Below are 15,224 nucleotides of genomic sequence, written 5' to 3'. Positions count from 1 at the left end.
TTAGTTGGCGCTTGGTCCGGTTTGTTTTTTTATAAACCTACTGTTAAAGTATTCCCTTTTAATGTTAGTTTTACATCAGCACTTTTTTCGAACATCTCGATGAAAGTTATAATATCCTTGAAACGACTGAGGTCTCCCGAAAAATGCAAATCTTTTACCTCTTCATTCGTGTAGAAAATGTGAATATCGTACCATCTGGACAATTGTTCCAGAATATCTTCCATCCTCATTTCCTCAAACAAGAACATACCGTCTTTCCAGCAAGTGAAGTACTTGGTGTCCACCGTTCTTAACTTACTTTCTCCGTTCCCGTTGACCGATAATTGTTGATCGGGAGCAAGGATAATGCTTTTACCATCCGGTAGATCACAAGATACTTTTCCTTGTACTAACGTGGTCACGAGTTTCTCTTTCCCCGGATAGTTACACACGTTAAATTGAGTACCGAGAACCGTGATGTTTCCTAGGGATGTCTTCACGATAAAAGGTTTGCCTTCTTGTTTTGTAACTTCAAAAAAAGCCTCTCCTGCCACGGAAACTTCTCTCGTGTCACCCGTGAATTGGATCGGATACCTTAATTCAGAATCGGCATTCAGCCACACTTTTGTCCCGTCTGCCAACACTAACGAGTATTCCCCTCCCCGGGGAACAACCAACGTGTTATAGAGGGGTGCCGTTTGCTGTTGAGCCTGTTCGGTATCATACCGTAGTCCCATGGAATCGATATGAATGTTAATCCCGTTTTGTTCGTCGATTTTCACGGAGTCTCCTTTCAATTCAATTTCCAGACCATCATGTTTAATCAAGAAAGCTTTACGTGTTCCCGGATGTACTTCGGTAAGAAAGAGTTCATCTGGGGTAGGTGTCGATTCGGGAAGTTGCTGGAAATACAGGAATGTCCCTGTTCCGATTAGGATAATAATGGCGGCTGCAATTTTTAATAAGCCGGGTGACACCCATCTTTTTCTTGGTTGAACAACTTGCTGGTAGGCCTTTAGGTAATTGAAGCGTTGTTGTTCCCGAAGTTTTTTGGAAACGTAACCCTTCTCTTGCAGTTTATCTGCAAGTTGTTTCAGCATATTGTCATCGATAGGTTCTTCCGTGTGTTCTGTGATCTTTTTTAATAGCCACTCGGTCTTATCTGATAATGCATTCCATTTCATCGGATTCGATTTTTATGCGTTATTTTATCTATAAATCCGAAAGTGCTATATGCGGGTGACAGCTAGAGTAATTTTTTTTACTTTAATATTTCCAGAATGTATATGAGAAGTAAACTTTGTTTTAAATTTTCTTTGAGAAACACGTAGGCTCTTTTCTTTTGCGTTTTTACCGTGTTGATGCTGATATTCAGTTGGTCGGCAATCTCTTGCACGGTCAACCCGTCAATACTCAATAGCAAGATGTTTTTACGTTGTTCCGGTAATTGATCAATGACCACGTGTAATTTGCGAATAAGCTCTTCTTCGACGGCTTGGTAGAAATCAACATCTTCAACATCGTCTTGTTCTTTGCTCCATCTTTGTAATCTTTGATTATCGACATTCTTATCCCGGAGATATTTTAAAGCGTTATTGTGTACCGAACGGTATAGATAAACCGAGAGGGCTTTCATCTCTTGGAAATGGAGCGAAGAATTCCAGATGGAGATAAAGCATTCTTGAACGATGTCTTCCGCCACGGTTTCATCTACAACAATTTTGGTCGTGTAATTGCATAGAGTCCCGTAGAAATAGCGATATAGCTCTTTCCATGCATCAGATTCTTTCTGATTTATCCCTTTTAAGAATTTCTCTTGACTTGACACGGTGTGATTTCCAATTGTTTTTGCAAATAAACAAAAACTTATTGAAATAAAAAAGTTGCGGCCCATGCACGGGCCGCAAAAGTCTAATCTTGGATGGTCTCTTTGATAAAATCTTCCATGTTGGAAGACTGGAAAGGAGCTTGTAATTCTATGATCTTTCCAGCGGGATCAATGAAAATAAATTGAACCATGCTGGCAGCACTGTAATGACATTTCTGTAAAAAATGTTTATCGAATCCCGCGTAAAGATGAGTCCCGACTTGTATTTCCTCGTTTTGTATGGTTTGGACCCAGTTGTCTTTTTTATTCTCAATAGATAAGTTAACCAAAACGATGTTTTTCTTTTTAAATAGAGGTTGTAGTTTTTTCAACTCGGCAAATTGTTGTATTGCGGGGCTGACACATGGCCACAAATAAAGGCAAACATATTTGCCCTTGAAGTCTTTAAGGGAGAATTCTTTATCTGAAATATCAACGGCTTTAAAATCCGGAGTAGGTTGTCCGGGGGAAACTGCGGCCCAACTATCATACGTCTGCTGGTATTGGGCAAGTAATTCTTTGTCTGTCACGTGTTTCCGGTAGAAAGCATCCAGTTTCGTACTTTTCTGAATTCCGGCATCCTTGATATAATTGTTGGCAATAATGGTGAGTAAATTCTGTTTAACTTGTTCATCTTTGGTGTTATTGTTGATGTACTCCATTTGTTTCATGGCTTTTTCGTAGGGAGTACGAATAGGCGTCTTACGACTCATGATGAATGTGGGAACTTCGGTCATGAGAGTGCGATATTGTGATAGGCACAATGAATTTAGGTCTTCTTCCAACCAAGCTTTAAGCTCGTTGTAATAATCATCTCCCGGGGTATATTCAATCTTTGCCATATAGGGGTGCATCCGGGGATAGTCGAGTAATGACAAGCCCAGCATGTATTTAATCCGATTCTTTTCGAGTTTCACGAATTTACTGCTTTCCTTTGTCAAGGCTGGTGTCAGGCTGTCTAACAATTGTTGATTCTCCTTTACTTTCTCTTTCAGCAATTTCACAAAGTCTTTTATGTCTAAAGCGAAGTCCTTGTTTGCGGGCCATGATATTTTCACGTTCTTCAAGTAATCGGCAATGTTTTCTCGCACTCCCTCCATTTTTAGTGTTTTCTTCATGCTTTCTCCGTCAAAGGATAGTTGGATATGATCTCCTTTTTCGGCATAAATCGTCTTCTGCTCGGCAAAGCCGTTATGGAGAGTTAAGTAGATCGCATCCATATCTTCGATACGATATTCTGCATGTCCTTTGGCATCGAAATCCATACCAATCATGGACTCTTTCAAGTAGGAAATGACAAAACCCATTTCCGGGGTTTTCTCCACATCTACGGAGAGCGTGATGTTGTTTTGACTTCTTGCAGTATGAGTACAAGAGGTTAGTGTGATTAGAAAAATAATAAACTTACATTTCATGTTACAAGTTTTAAATTTACAATGATTTTACGATCACAGAACACGTTATTAAATCCGGAACGGGTGGTTGCGGGTGACAGTGTTTATAAAAAAAATGAAGGCCGGCAAATAATTATTGCTGGCCTTCATTTTTTATAATGAACTTACAGGTCCTTACAAAAGATCGTGTTTGTACAGGTATTCCGCTATCTGCACGGCGTTTGTGGCGGCACCTTTGCGTAGGTTATCGGAAACTACCCACAGATTGAGGCTGTTGGGTTGGGAGAAATCCCGGCGTAAGCGGCCCACGAAGACCTCATCTCTTTCGTTGGCGGTGATGGCCATCGGGTAAAGGTTTTGGGCGGGATCGTCCTGCACGATGATACCTTCTGAATGGGCGAGCAAGTCACGAAGTTCGTCAAGGTCGTAATCTTGTTTGAATTCGATGTTTACACTTTCGGAATGTCCGCCCATGACGGGAACCCGTACGGCCGTGGCGGTTACTTTAATCGTGTCGTCATTTAATATTTTGCAGGTCTCGTTGACCAGTTTCATTTCTTCTTTCGTGTACCCGTTGTCAGTGAATGAGTCGCAATGCGGCAGACAATTCCGGTCGATTGGGTGAGCGTATGCTTTTTTCACCTCCCGGCCTTCCCGTTCGCCTTCGAGCTGGTTGATTCCTTTCAAACCGCTTCCGGTCACGGATTGGTACGTGGAAACGACGACTCGTTTGATCCCGTATTTTTTGTGAAGGGGTGCCAACGTAACGAGCATCTGTATTGTTGAACAGTTCGGGTTTGCGATAATCTTATCTTCTTTGGTTAAGGTGTTTGCGTTGATTTCGGGGATCACCAATTTCTTCGTCGGGTCCATTCTCCAGGCTGACGAGTTGTCGACCACGGTAATTCCGGCTGCGGCGAATTGGGGTGCCCATTCCAGTGAGGTGTCTCCCCCGGCAGAGAAAATAGCGAGTTGAGGTTTCATGTTGATTGCGTCCCGCATACCCATGACTTTGTAGTTTTTCCCCTTGAAGGTAATTTCTTTGCCTACCGAACGCTCGCTGGCTACCGGTATTAACTCTGTTACCGGGAAGTTTCTTTCTTCCAGAACCTGCAACATTTTTCTTCCGACTAATCCTGTTGCTCCTACTACTGCTACTTTCATCGTGTATAATTTGATTTAATGATTAGATTCCCTTTGCGGGAGTCTTTTTATGAGTTAGGTTATATTAACGCCTCAAAAGTAGTGAATAAGCATTGCTTGAACAATAGGGGAATATTATTTTTTCAACAATCACACAGGATGTTAAATTCTTAACTCTTTTAATCATCTAATCATAAAATCACTTAATCGGAAATCATAGAATCACTCAATTGAATGGTCCATTCCCCTTTTGAGTATCATCTCTTTATCTTGTTTCTTCAACCCGACCTCGTAATAATTCACGGGTTGGTCGTGGTCTCCGAGGTACATGCGTGGTCTCCGGACAAAACCGGGATTGACGAGCGAGTAAGTGGAGTCAAAATAAGGGGTCTGAATCTCGGCCATATTCAACAGGGTATGGAAGATTGAGGCGTTCGAAGAAATGGGGGCGCTACTATTGTAACGTGCAACCTCGTATTTTTCCGGTCTGGCATCAATGTAATTTTCCGAGAACCACATCAGGAATGGAATGTGTATCTGGTAATAGGTCGGGATCGGTGAGGCGTGCAGGAATCTTTTCCGGCTGTCGTCCAGTAAATCCTCCCCGTGGTCCGGCGAGTAAATCATGGTAGCATCAGTTCCCGAGTTCTTCAATATCCCGATCAGGCTGTGCAGGAAGTAATCCGTGTACAGGACGCTGTTGTCGTAAGCGTTGATGAGTTGGTCCTTGTTTTTGTACTCGACTTCCGTGGCGTTGGCCGGTTGGAATTTGGCAAATTCTTCCGGGTAACGCTCTTTGTAGTTGAAGTGCGACCCGTAGGTGTGGAAGACAATGAATAGGTTCTCGCTTAACGAATCCACGTATTGCTGTATCAACGGGAGCATTTCTCCGTCGAATTTATTGACCGTGATTAATCCCCCGTCCGCTTGTGGACGTACATTGACATGAATGTCTGCCTCCGCGGCAAAGTAATCCGTGAATGATCGGTTCGGTGTCTGGTTTGACAGGAATATTGTTTTAAACCCGGCCTCTTTGAAGGCAGTTACGATGCTTTTATGCGTGTAGAGGTACTCGTAGTGGCAAGCGTCGGCGGCGGACAGGATGAGTGGTACGCTTTTGTGTGTCGTGTTAGATTGTGTTAAGGCATCTTTGTATAGTACCAGATTATCCTCGTTTTTTAATAACGGGTTGGTTTCCCGCTGGTACCCCCACAGTTCCCAGTTTTCAGCCCTTCCGGCCTCCCCGATTACCAGCACGTATATTTCCCGGCGTTGGTGAACGGAATCACGGGTAGCATGATAGACGAAATCTTTTGAGGTGACGGGATAGTTCATGCTGCGATTCCATTTCACTCCCGCATAATACAGGTTATACATCACGTTTGCCGGGTATATATCTGTTTTTACCTCGTAGGTGTTATCCCTGTGTTTCTCGAAAGCGACCAGTCCAGAACCAATGATAAAGAAGATGATTCCCCACGTGATCATGTGCTTGCGGAACACGGCAGTACGTCTCACTTTATGGTGTACGGCAATAGAGGCCAGCACGATAACAGGGATATAAAGGACGCAGACAATGATAATGGAGGGCCATATATTTCCCAGCAATTCCCCGGCCTCGGAGGCGTTCGTGGTGGGTAGGTTCAAGAACATATCAACAGCGATGACCGACTCTCCGAAGAGATAGAACAAAACGAGCTGGAAGGCGTGTAAGATCAGTACCGGAATCAGTATCAATTGCATGAGACCCGCCCGTTTGAACAGGGAGAACACGACCATGTAAACACCAAGTGGTAGTAGGATCAAGATCGTTTTGCCCAGTCCGGAGAGAGGTTCCGTGAAAAGCAAACAGAAATTCGGGACTAAATTCAACACGATAAAGAGCCAAAACAGTAATCTTGGCTGTTTCACGAAATTCACGATCCCTTTAGAAAGCTTCGTTAATACCGAAGTAGAATGCGCTGACGCCTTTGCCGAATCCATAATCTAATCTTACGTTTACTCTGTTTTTAAATTCCCAGCGATAACCTATTCCGTAGGTCGGCAGGGTTTGTTTCCACTTGAATTTGTCCATGTCGGGGAACACGTTTCCGGCTCCTGCCCATGCGGTGATTCCGTGGCGGTTGTATATCTTCTGGCGATACTCTACCTGAAATTGTATCAGGTCGTTGTCCCGGTATCTTCCCTCGTAGTACCCTCGCATGGCGTATGATCCTCCCATGAGGGAAACCATGCTCCAGGGAGTGTCTCCGTAATTGAATGTCCCTTGTAACTGGCTGGCGAGTATGGCACCTTTCCACATTTTCTGGTAGTATCGGAAGTCCACGCTTGTGCGTTTGAAACTATCGTCATTTCCCAGCCATCCGGGAAAGAATTGTTGTTCCAGTTGGGCGAAAAAACCTCTTGCCGGGTTCGGGATAAAGTCTCGCGAGTCATAAGATATAACGAGTCCCGGTCCGAAAGTGTTCACGTTTTTCTTGGCCCCGTTGAGGAACGTGATGTCGTCGAAGTTCCTTGCCGTGACGTTGCGGAACATAAGGTTTGCCCCGGCGTACAAATTGGGAGCGAGTTTGTATAGAAGTTCCAGTTTCACCTGTTGTTCCAATCGTTTGTACTCTGTCTTGTGATCCTCGTCTTTCCCCGCATCGTAGCCGATTCCCCAGTATTCACTGGGAAATGAGAAAAAGTACATATTGATGTTTGCCCGGAAACGGTCTTTCGGGAAAATCATGTTGCCCCGGATACCTAGCAGGTAAAAACCCGTGGTCGTGACATCCCCGTAAAGGGAAATGTTTGACGGGGAGATGGTTTTATCTTCACGGTCAATACGGAACAGTCCGGATGCGACCACGCCGAGCCCCAGTTTCGTGTCGCTCGAAAAGTGCGGTCCCCCGATGATGGAGAAGTCGAATTTCTTTTCTTCTTTCACCTTGTTCGATTGCTCGAAATAGCGATAGAAACGGTGAAAGAATCCATTCTTCAACGTGTCAGTTGTATTGTTCAGCGAATCTCTTGTCACGAGTTCCCCCGCCATGATGTCATGGAACGGGATAAACAATAAAAGGCATAACGACAATGCACATGTTATTCGTTGAATCATATAATTAACCTGTAAAAATGTTTATAATCATTCATCTTGGTCTTCTTGTACGCAATATCTATGCCAATTGTTTGCAAGGACGAATAATCATTAACGAGAAATAGGGGAAGTCTTTACGTGTGATGTCGTTGTAAGCAGTCGTGTGTAGCTCGTCTGACGTGCCTACATTTTCGTAATAGTGGTACTCGTGGCAGGGACTTTTTTGCATGAAACAGTGTATTTCTTCCGTGCATTGCGAGAGTTTCATGATCACCACGACATGACCGTTGGAAAGAAGGGCGTCCAGTTCTTCGGCAGTGGTTGTTCCCGGTAGAACGACGAGTTTTTCTTCTTGTTTCACGATGTGAAGGCCCGAGATGGCTCCTGCCGCGATAAAGGCAGGGATACCGGCCACGGTGGTCACGGGAAGGTTCATGGAAGCGAGTTTGTCGAACATGTAATTCACGGAAGAGTAGAAACCGGAATCCCCTTCCGCCGTGATGGCAACGTTTTTACCCGTGGCGACAAGGGATGCTATTTCCGTGCAAAGGGCATCATAGGCTTGATTGGCAAACGTGCGATCCTTGGACATGGGTACGTGGAAAAGTCGTACTCGTTCCATGGCCACGGGCAGGGCTTGCAGGATGTCCCGGGAACGGGATTTGGTCTGTGTGCCGGGACAATAGATAATGTCCGCCCCCTGTAAGGCTTTTAATGCCTTCAACGTGATCAATTCCGGTTCTCCCGGTCCCAACGATACTCCCACGATTTTTCCTTTCATGTCTAAATTAGTTTGTAAAGTTTATAAGGTTCATAAAGTTTATAAGGTTTATGGTCCCTTGTGAGGTGCTTAGTTCACGGCAACGGAAGTTGCCGACAGGCTTCGTCCGAAGGACACCCCGTTACTTTATAAGCTTTATGAACCTTACAAACCTTATGAACTCTTTTTCTTCGTTGCAAAAGTCGCTAAAAAAGGAATAGCCTCAAAATAATATTTATATATTTGCAGGCGTCTTGGTGCTTTCATGTTGGAAGAAAAGGGAATCCGGTGAAATTCCGGGGCTGTCCCCGCAGCTGTAAAGTCATTGCCCGTCCGAGAGGGCGGATCTTTTCGTTAGGCCACTGGTGATACCGGGAAGGGGAAAAGATGACAAGCCAGAAAACCTGCCAGGAGGCGTGATTAATTAATACTTTCGGAGGAAAAGAAATGAATGTAGTGCGTTTTTTTTATCTTTTATGCTTTTGTAGTGTTCTCTTTTGTTGCAAGTCGACTTCACGCAAACAGTCGTCGGGAGAACAGACCGTGAAAGGGAAGGTCGATACGGTTTCCCGGATTCATATCAAGTATGCTAAAGGTTTTTGGTTGGAGGAACGTGAGGGGTACGTGGTACTGAACATCAAGGACCCGCAGGAGAGTAGTCATACTCATTACCAGTACGCTTTGGTTCCGCGTGGATCGACGGTGCAGACCCCGAAAGATTTACCGGTGGTGGCGTTGCCCGTGCGGAGTGCCATTTGCATGACCTCGTTGCAGCTCTCCAATTTCATCAAGCTGGGGGCGATGGATCGGGTGGTGGGAATCACGAGTACTCGTTTCCTGTTTAACAAGGATATGCAACGGCAGGTGGACGAGGGACTAACCCGTCGTATCGGTATCGAGGGAAATTTCGATAACGAGGTGATCATGAGTATTAATCCCGACCTGATGTTGATCTCCCCGTTCAAGCGCGGGGGATATGATGCCGTGAAAGATATTGGAATCCCGCTGGTGCCTCATCTCGGTTACAAGGAGATGACGCCTCTCGGTCAGGCCGAGTGGATCAAGTTTGTCGGTCTGTTACTGGGCATGGAGGATGTGGCAAACCGGGAGTTCGACCGTATCGAACAACGTTATAATTCTTTGAAGGCGATGGTAGGGGAGGTGAAACGGCGTCCGGTGGTATTTAGTGGGGAGTTACGTGGGGGTGTTTGGTATGCTGTGGGAGGAAAGAGCTTTTTGGCGCAATTGTTCCATGATGCGGGGGCGGATTATTTCTTGAAGGATGATCCCCGTTCCGGCGGTGTGACGCTTGATTTCGAGACCGTGTACAATCAGGCAGAGAGTGCCGATTACTGGCGGATAGCGAATAGCTTTGCCGGGGAGTATTGTTACGATGCTCTGAAAGCGCAGGATGAGCGTTACGCGGACTTCAAGGCGTTCAAGGAGAAACACGTGGTCTATTGTAATATGCGGGAAAAACCGTTCTACGAGAGTATGCCTGCCGAGCCCGAAGTCGTGTTGGCGGATATGATACGGGTGTTCCACCCGGAAATTCTTCCCGATCATGAACCGGTGTATTATGATATTTTAAAAAAGTGAGCCGATGAAGAGAGGTAAGTACACGATACTCGTTTTCGCGATCACGATTTCCATTCTCGTGTTCTTGTTGTTAAACTTGTTGCTGGGTTCAGTGTCCATCCCGTTTCGTTCGGTTTGGAATATCTTGACGGGAGGCGAGGGAGATCCGGTGGCATGGCAGAATATTATATTGAAATCCCGTCTTCCCCAAGCGTTGACCGCATTGGTGGCAGGTGCGGGACTTTCGATAAGCGGTTTGCAGATGCAGACGATTTTCCGCAACCCGCTGGCGGGGCCGTCCGTGTTGGGTATCAGCTCGGGGGCAAGTCTCGGCGTGGCCTTCGTGGTGTTGCTTTCCGGTCAACTGGGTGGGGTGGCATTAAGTCGTCTCGGTTTTATCGGGGAGGTAGCCCTGTCGATTGCGGCTATCGTGGGAGCCTTGTCGGTGATGGGGCTGATCGTGCTGGCATCCCGGAAAGTGGCGGGGAGCGTGACGTTGTTGATTATCGGGGTTATGATCGGGTATATCGCTAACGCGGTGATCGGGGTGTTGAAGTTTTTTAGCGTGGAAGAGGATATTAAGGCTTACGTGATCTGGGGATTGGGGAGCTTTGCCCGGGTTTCGGGTAACCAGATGATGTTGTTCGTGACGATCATGGCCGTGATTATCCCGTTATCGTTTTTGCTGATCAAGCCGTTGAATTTGCTGATGTTGGGTGATGGTTATGCCCGTAATCTGGGGTTGAATATCAACCGGGCCCGGGTGTGGGTGATTACTTGTGCCGGGGTGTTGACGGCAATCGTGACGGCGTATTGCGGGCCGATTATTTTCCTTGGGTTGGCGGTACCTCACTTGTGCCGGGCAATTTTCCAGACATCCGATCACCGGGTGCTGATGCCGGCCTCGATGCTTGTCGGGGCATCGCTGGCGTTGCTCTGCAACTTGATTGCCCGCTTGCCGGGATTCGAGGGTGCGTTACCCGTGAATTCGGTGACGGCATTGGTGGGGGCGCCCGTGGTAGCGTCGGTGTTGTTTAGGAAGAGGAAAAGGCGGGATGCGGTGGAGTTTTAGGGATTCAGTGATTTCGTGATTTATGATTTTAGATTTACAACTACCCCCACCAGCTCCCCCTTGCACAGGGGGAGAGACGAATGCGAGAAGTCGCTTTTATGCTTCAATGTAGCGCATTCTCCCCCTGTGTAAGGGGGAGTTAGAGGGGGTAGTTAATACGTTTTCAGTTATAACAAGTATGAAACAGGCAACCATTCAATTAAGGAATCTGGCGATCGGGTACAAGGGAAAGAACGACACGAAGGTAGTGGCGAGCGATATTTGCACGGCGATTAATGGCGGGGAACTAACTTGTTTGTTAGGGGCGAACGGGGTGGGAAAATCCACTTTATTGCGCACGTTATCCGCTTTTCAGCCCAAGTTGGAAGGGGAGATTGACATTATGAATCGGGAAATTGGCTCGTATTCAGACAAAGAGTTGTCCCGTACGATTGGTGTGGTTCTGACGGAAAAATGCGATGTCCGGAACATGACGGCCCGGGAATTAATCGAGATGGGGCGCAGTCCCTACACGGGTTTCTGGGGTACGTTGCACGGGGAGGATCGGGAGATTGTCGAACGATCAATTGCTCTCGTGAAGATCGAAAATCTGGCGGATCGTATGGTTCACACGTTAAGTGATGGCGAACGACAAAAAGTGATGATCGCCAAAGCGTTGGCACAGCAAACGCCCGTGATTTTCCTTGACGAGCCGACGGCATTCCTTGATTTTCCAAGTAAGGTGGAAATCATGCAGTTACTTCACCAGTTGACCCGGGAGACCGGGAAGACAATATTCCTTTCGACCCATGATTTGGAACTGGCCTTGCAGATTGCCGATAAGATCTGGCTCATGGATCGCCAGCATGGTATCACGATCGGTACGCCGGAGGATTTGGCTCTCGAAGGACATTTGAGCGGTTTCTTCGCTCGCAAAGGAATTGTTTTCGACATGGAAACCGGGTTGTTCCGCGTGGAAAACCAGTATTCATCCCAGGTACGCCTGGTGGGACACGGACATAAATACGCCATGGTGCGTAAGGCGTTACAGCGTAACGGTATCTTGGCTAACCGGAACGTGGAATCGAGCGTGTGGGTAGAAACGGGAGATTTAACAACTTCCGGTTTCCGGATCTGCCGGGAAGGGGATAACGTGATTGAAGTGGGGACAATCGAGGAATTACTGGAACAATTGAAAATGGAGAATTGAAAATGAAAAAGACTACCCCCTTGGAAGATAAAAGTTAAAAGATAAAAACTAAAAGATAAAAGCTAAAAGATAAAAGTTGAAGAAACCTGTAACTTGCTAACCTGTAACTTGTCGAAGGCAAAAAAATAAGGCAGATCCTTATTCAGATCCGCCTTATTTCTTTTGCGGTTGTACACTTTCTTGGATTTGTGTACCCGGTTGATGTTCACCGGGTGGAGATGTTCTCGGATCTCCTCGTCCCGCCGGGCTTTTCTCATGGCTTTGAGGTAGTCGGCCCGGGTAATTTTAAACTTGCTTTTCATACTTCAATTGTTTTAACGTGTTTCCAGTCACGTGTTTTCCAAGTACAAAGATAGCATTTTTTCGGGATTATTCCGTGTCGGGAAGTGTGATCGCTTTATCCTCGGAAAAGGCTGTGTTATCTGCGCGTGCAAAGAATGGGTGGATACACACTTCACCGTCGTCATCGCGAAGGGTGATTTCGCATTTCCCGTCTCTACGGGTAGCTCCGGTTTCTTTTTCGAGCGTGAAAGTGTCGCGGTAATCCGCATAGAATATACCTACCATCATCCGGTCTGTCGGGGCTGCGGAGGGGGCATCCCGTGAATCGTCCCACGTGATGGTGACAAGCGTACCGATCCGTGTCGCTCGTAGGTTGAGGGGGAGGGCGAGGGAGCCAAGACTGACTTGAAAACCTTCCATGTCAAGGATTTCACCCTTTTCGTCCAAGTATTTATAGTTAGTTGCGTGTATCAGATTATCATCGGTCATCCCTCGTTGGGCTGCGGCAATTTTCCAGACGGGCAGGTCTCCAAATCTCTCACGAATGAAGGCGAACATATAGCGAGCAAAGGTGAATTTGATGTTATTTTTCCTTTGTTTCGGTGTTCGATCAGGGATAATATTGCCGTTCTCATCTTTTTTCTTCTTTTTCTTGAGTGTTGAGCGCTTGCTGGGGCAGGCCTGCAGTTTGCCAAGCCTGTAATAATAGGTGATGCCTCCCACCCGGAAGCGTTTTTTGGGAGTTAACGAGGTGCCTTCTACTTGCATGATTGTGTTTTTAGTGTTTCCTGGAGAGTCTCTGGATCCTTTAACGATCCTCTTGGTCTCTCCTAGTTCTCCACGAAGATAAAAATAAGCATTTAATTTCATATAAACAATATTTATACTATATAAACAGTATAGGAGCAGTACAAAAGCAGTAGAAGAGCAGTAGATAAAGGAGAGGAGAACGGGAAGAGGGCTAGAGGACGCTTACGGGTGGGGCTATGGTTGATTATGTTCGGGAACCAGTATAATATCCAAGTTTGCATGTGGAAGTAGTGGACGGCAGACGGCGAGACAGCGATCAACAAGTAGGGCGAAAAAGGCCGGGGTGTCGGCAAAAAGTTCCCAAAGTTCACGGGCAAGGGTTATTCCGGAGATGCGGGCAACGCTTTCCGGGGAGCAGTGGCTTTCACGGGCGAGGGCGGCGATGAAGTCCCGGTTCATGATGACGTTGCGGCTATGCGTATCCAGATGTCCCTCGGCGAGCTTGACGGCTTTACCGATCATGATGCCCATCGTGAGGTGGGTGATACCTTCCTCTTCGGCAAGACGGAGGGTGTCTCCGATATAGTTGCCGTAATGTACGAAGGCTTGCGGAGGGAGGTGGGGAAAGCGGGAGCGGAGGTAATTTTCGCTCTTGGCTCCGGAGTTGATAACGAGTTCCGTGCATCCAAGGGCCCGGGCAACTTGTATCTCTTTGCGTATGGAGTTGACAAAAGCCTCGGAGGAGAAGGGACGGACGATGCCGGAAGTACCGATAATAGAGATTCCCCCGGTAATACCGAGTTTGGGATTGAAGGTTTTTTGAGCGAGTTCGCTACCTCCGGGTACGGAGATGCGGACGGACACGCCGGACAACGTACCATGAGTGTGGAGCAACCGTTCGATCTCACCGGTGATCATGCGGCGGGGTGTCGGGTTGATGGCGGGATCGCCAACGGGTATGCCGATGCCGGGAAGGGTGACCGTACCGACACCTTCGCCGGGCAGGAATCGCACTCCGGGAATGTCTGCGAGAGAGACGGTGGAAAAAATGGTGTAGCCGTTCGTGACATCCGGGTCGTCTCCGGCATCCTTGGTAACCCCGCAGGTGCAACTATCTTTGGTGAGAACGCACGAACTGACGGGGAGGGTTACCGTTTCTCCATCGGGAAGAGTAATCGTGGCGGAGTGTTGCGGAATTCGTGAAAGAAGGCCTTCGAGGGCAGCACGGGTGGCTGCCGTGGCGCACGCTCCGGTGGTGAACCCGCTACGGAGAGGGTAAAAACCGGGAAGGAGGCGTTCCACGCGGTAGCGCAAGCCGTGTTCACCGTTCACGACGTAGAAACTGTCGGGGAGCGGCGGACGGCGAATGACGATGACCGGGATGCCCAGTTGCCGGGCTGCGGTGATTTTTTCCTCGTAGTACCCGGATTCACCGCTTTCTTTGGTAAGGATAGCCCCGGGACGTAGCTGGCGGAACAGGGTTAGTTCGTCCTGTCCCTCTTGCCAGAAAAGGAGGTTTTCTGCGGGAAATCCGGCCCGGCGGGCGATCTCCCGGGAGTCGTCCCGGTCGAGTACACGGAAATGGCAGGGATGTTTTTCCCAGTAACGTTGTAATTTGGTTATGGTCTGGACCCCGGAAAGGGCCAACAGATCACGTATTTCGTGAGATTCGAGGTAATCAATGGCGTCATCGAAGGTGTCACACCACACGAGCGATTCGTCTCGTGGCGGGTAACGACGTTCGAGGCGTATGACGGGCAGATCCAGTTGTTCGGAAACGGCAGCCACGGTGGTGTGGAGCAAAGAGGCAAAGGGATGGGCGGCGTCGATGATGAGGCGTATGTCGTGTGTCGAGCAAAATTCCATCATGGCGTCATGATCCATGCCTCCCGCTACCCGGGTCCCATGTTTACATTCGATTTGCTGGGCATTGCCACGGGTGGAGTAGTAGTAGAGACTACCTGCCTCATCGAGTACTTTTACCGCTGTTCTTCCTTCTGTTGTCCCTCCGAAAATGAGAATCATGACGTTTTAATTTTAGATTTTAGATTCCAGCCACACAGGGCCTTGCTAATTTTAGATTTTAAATTTTAGATTCCAACCGGGATTCGCCTTTGGCGAGTTACAGGTT

General features: G+C 47.4%; 13 protein-coding genes and 1 riboswitch. Of the genes, 3 read left to right on the top strand and 10 right to left on the bottom strand.

Going from position 1 to position 15,224, the window contains the following annotated elements; all coding sequences use genetic code 11:
• Positions 1-29: 29 nt before the first annotated feature.
• The 7 genes from I2I33_RS04720 to cobI form a co-directional block, all read right to left on the bottom strand.
• Positions 30-1,163, bottom strand: a complete 1,134-nt coding sequence (locus I2I33_RS04720) for a FecR family protein (protein WP_087419640.1) — start codon at positions 1,161-1,163, stop codon at positions 30-32.
• Positions 1,164-1,240: 77 nt separating this feature from the next.
• Positions 1,241-1,807 (bottom strand): RNA polymerase sigma factor, encoded by a 567-nt coding sequence (locus I2I33_RS04715; RefSeq protein ID WP_158571808.1) that lies wholly within the window; start codon positions 1,805-1,807, stop codon positions 1,241-1,243.
• An 83-nt stretch (positions 1,808-1,890) separates the two neighbouring features.
• On the bottom strand, positions 1,891-3,261 hold the full coding sequence (locus tag I2I33_RS04710) for a redoxin domain-containing protein (protein WP_087419642.1): 1,371 nt from the start codon (positions 3,259-3,261) through the stop codon (positions 1,891-1,893).
• A 153-nt stretch (positions 3,262-3,414) separates the two neighbouring features.
• Positions 3,415-4,404, bottom strand: coding sequence for an aspartate-semialdehyde dehydrogenase (locus I2I33_RS04705; RefSeq protein ID WP_087419643.1), 990 nt, complete (start codon positions 4,402-4,404; stop codon positions 3,415-3,417).
• A 201-nt stretch (positions 4,405-4,605) separates the two neighbouring features.
• Positions 4,606-6,366, bottom strand: a complete 1,761-nt coding sequence (locus I2I33_RS04700) for a lipid A phosphoethanolamine transferase (protein ID WP_087419644.1) — start codon at positions 6,364-6,366, stop codon at positions 4,606-4,608.
• Positions 6,311-7,483, bottom strand: coding sequence for a BamA/TamA family outer membrane protein (locus I2I33_RS04695; protein WP_087419645.1), 1,173 nt, complete (start codon positions 7,481-7,483; stop codon positions 6,311-6,313). The genes I2I33_RS04700 and I2I33_RS04695 overlap by 56 nt, the downstream gene beginning before the upstream one ends.
• A 58-nt stretch (positions 7,484-7,541) precedes the next feature.
• Positions 7,542-8,243 carry a precorrin-2 C(20)-methyltransferase gene (gene cobI / locus I2I33_RS04690; RefSeq protein WP_087419646.1) on the bottom strand — a complete coding sequence of 234 codons (702 nt, stop codon included), beginning with the start codon at positions 8,241-8,243 and terminating at the stop codon, positions 7,542-7,544.
• A gap of 217 nt (positions 8,244-8,460) precedes the next feature.
• Positions 8,461-8,649: riboswitch (cobalamin riboswitch) on the top strand.
• A 20-nt stretch (positions 8,650-8,669) separates the two neighbouring features.
• Between cobI and I2I33_RS04685 the strand changes: the two genes are divergently transcribed.
• The 3 genes from I2I33_RS04685 (at position 8,670) to I2I33_RS04675 (ending at position 12,061) form a co-directional block, all read left to right on the top strand.
• Positions 8,670-9,821, top strand: coding sequence for an ABC transporter substrate-binding protein (locus I2I33_RS04685; protein WP_087419647.1), 1,152 nt, complete (start codon positions 8,670-8,672; stop codon positions 9,819-9,821).
• 4 nt (positions 9,822-9,825) lie between these two features.
• Positions 9,826-10,872, top strand: coding sequence for an iron ABC transporter permease (locus I2I33_RS04680; protein ID WP_087419648.1), 1,047 nt, complete (start codon positions 9,826-9,828; stop codon positions 10,870-10,872).
• Between the two features lie 178 nt (positions 10,873-11,050).
• On the top strand, positions 11,051-12,061 hold the full coding sequence (locus I2I33_RS04675) for an ABC transporter ATP-binding protein (RefSeq protein WP_087419649.1): 1,011 nt from the start codon (positions 11,051-11,053) through the stop codon (positions 12,059-12,061).
• A 62-nt stretch (positions 12,062-12,123) separates the two neighbouring features.
• On the opposite strand, the gene I2I33_RS04670 is transcribed toward I2I33_RS04675, so the two are convergent.
• From I2I33_RS04670 to cbiD, 3 genes are all read right to left on the bottom strand, one after another.
• On the bottom strand, positions 12,124-12,363 hold the full coding sequence (locus I2I33_RS04670) for a hypothetical protein (protein ID WP_087419650.1): 240 nt from the start codon (positions 12,361-12,363) through the stop codon (positions 12,124-12,126).
• 67 nt (positions 12,364-12,430) lie between these two features.
• A complete protein-coding gene (locus I2I33_RS04665; RefSeq protein ID WP_087419651.1) occupies positions 12,431-13,213 on the bottom strand; it encodes a hypothetical protein in 783 nt (260 codons plus the stop codon).
• Positions 13,214-13,327: 114 nt separating this feature from the next.
• On the bottom strand, positions 13,328-15,118 hold the full coding sequence (cbiD, locus tag I2I33_RS04660) for a cobalt-precorrin-5B (C(1))-methyltransferase CbiD (RefSeq protein WP_087419652.1): 1,791 nt from the start codon (positions 15,116-15,118) through the stop codon (positions 13,328-13,330).
• Positions 15,119-15,224 lie beyond the last annotated feature (106 nt).

This window comes from Butyricimonas sp. BSD2780061689_150309_C8 (assembly GCF_015560935.1).
GTDB classification, from domain to species: Bacteria; Bacteroidota; Bacteroidia; order Bacteroidales; family Marinifilaceae; genus Butyricimonas; species Butyricimonas paravirosa.
The sequence above is the reverse complement of the archived record's forward strand: the minus strand, read 5'-3'. Positions and strand labels throughout refer to the sequence as shown.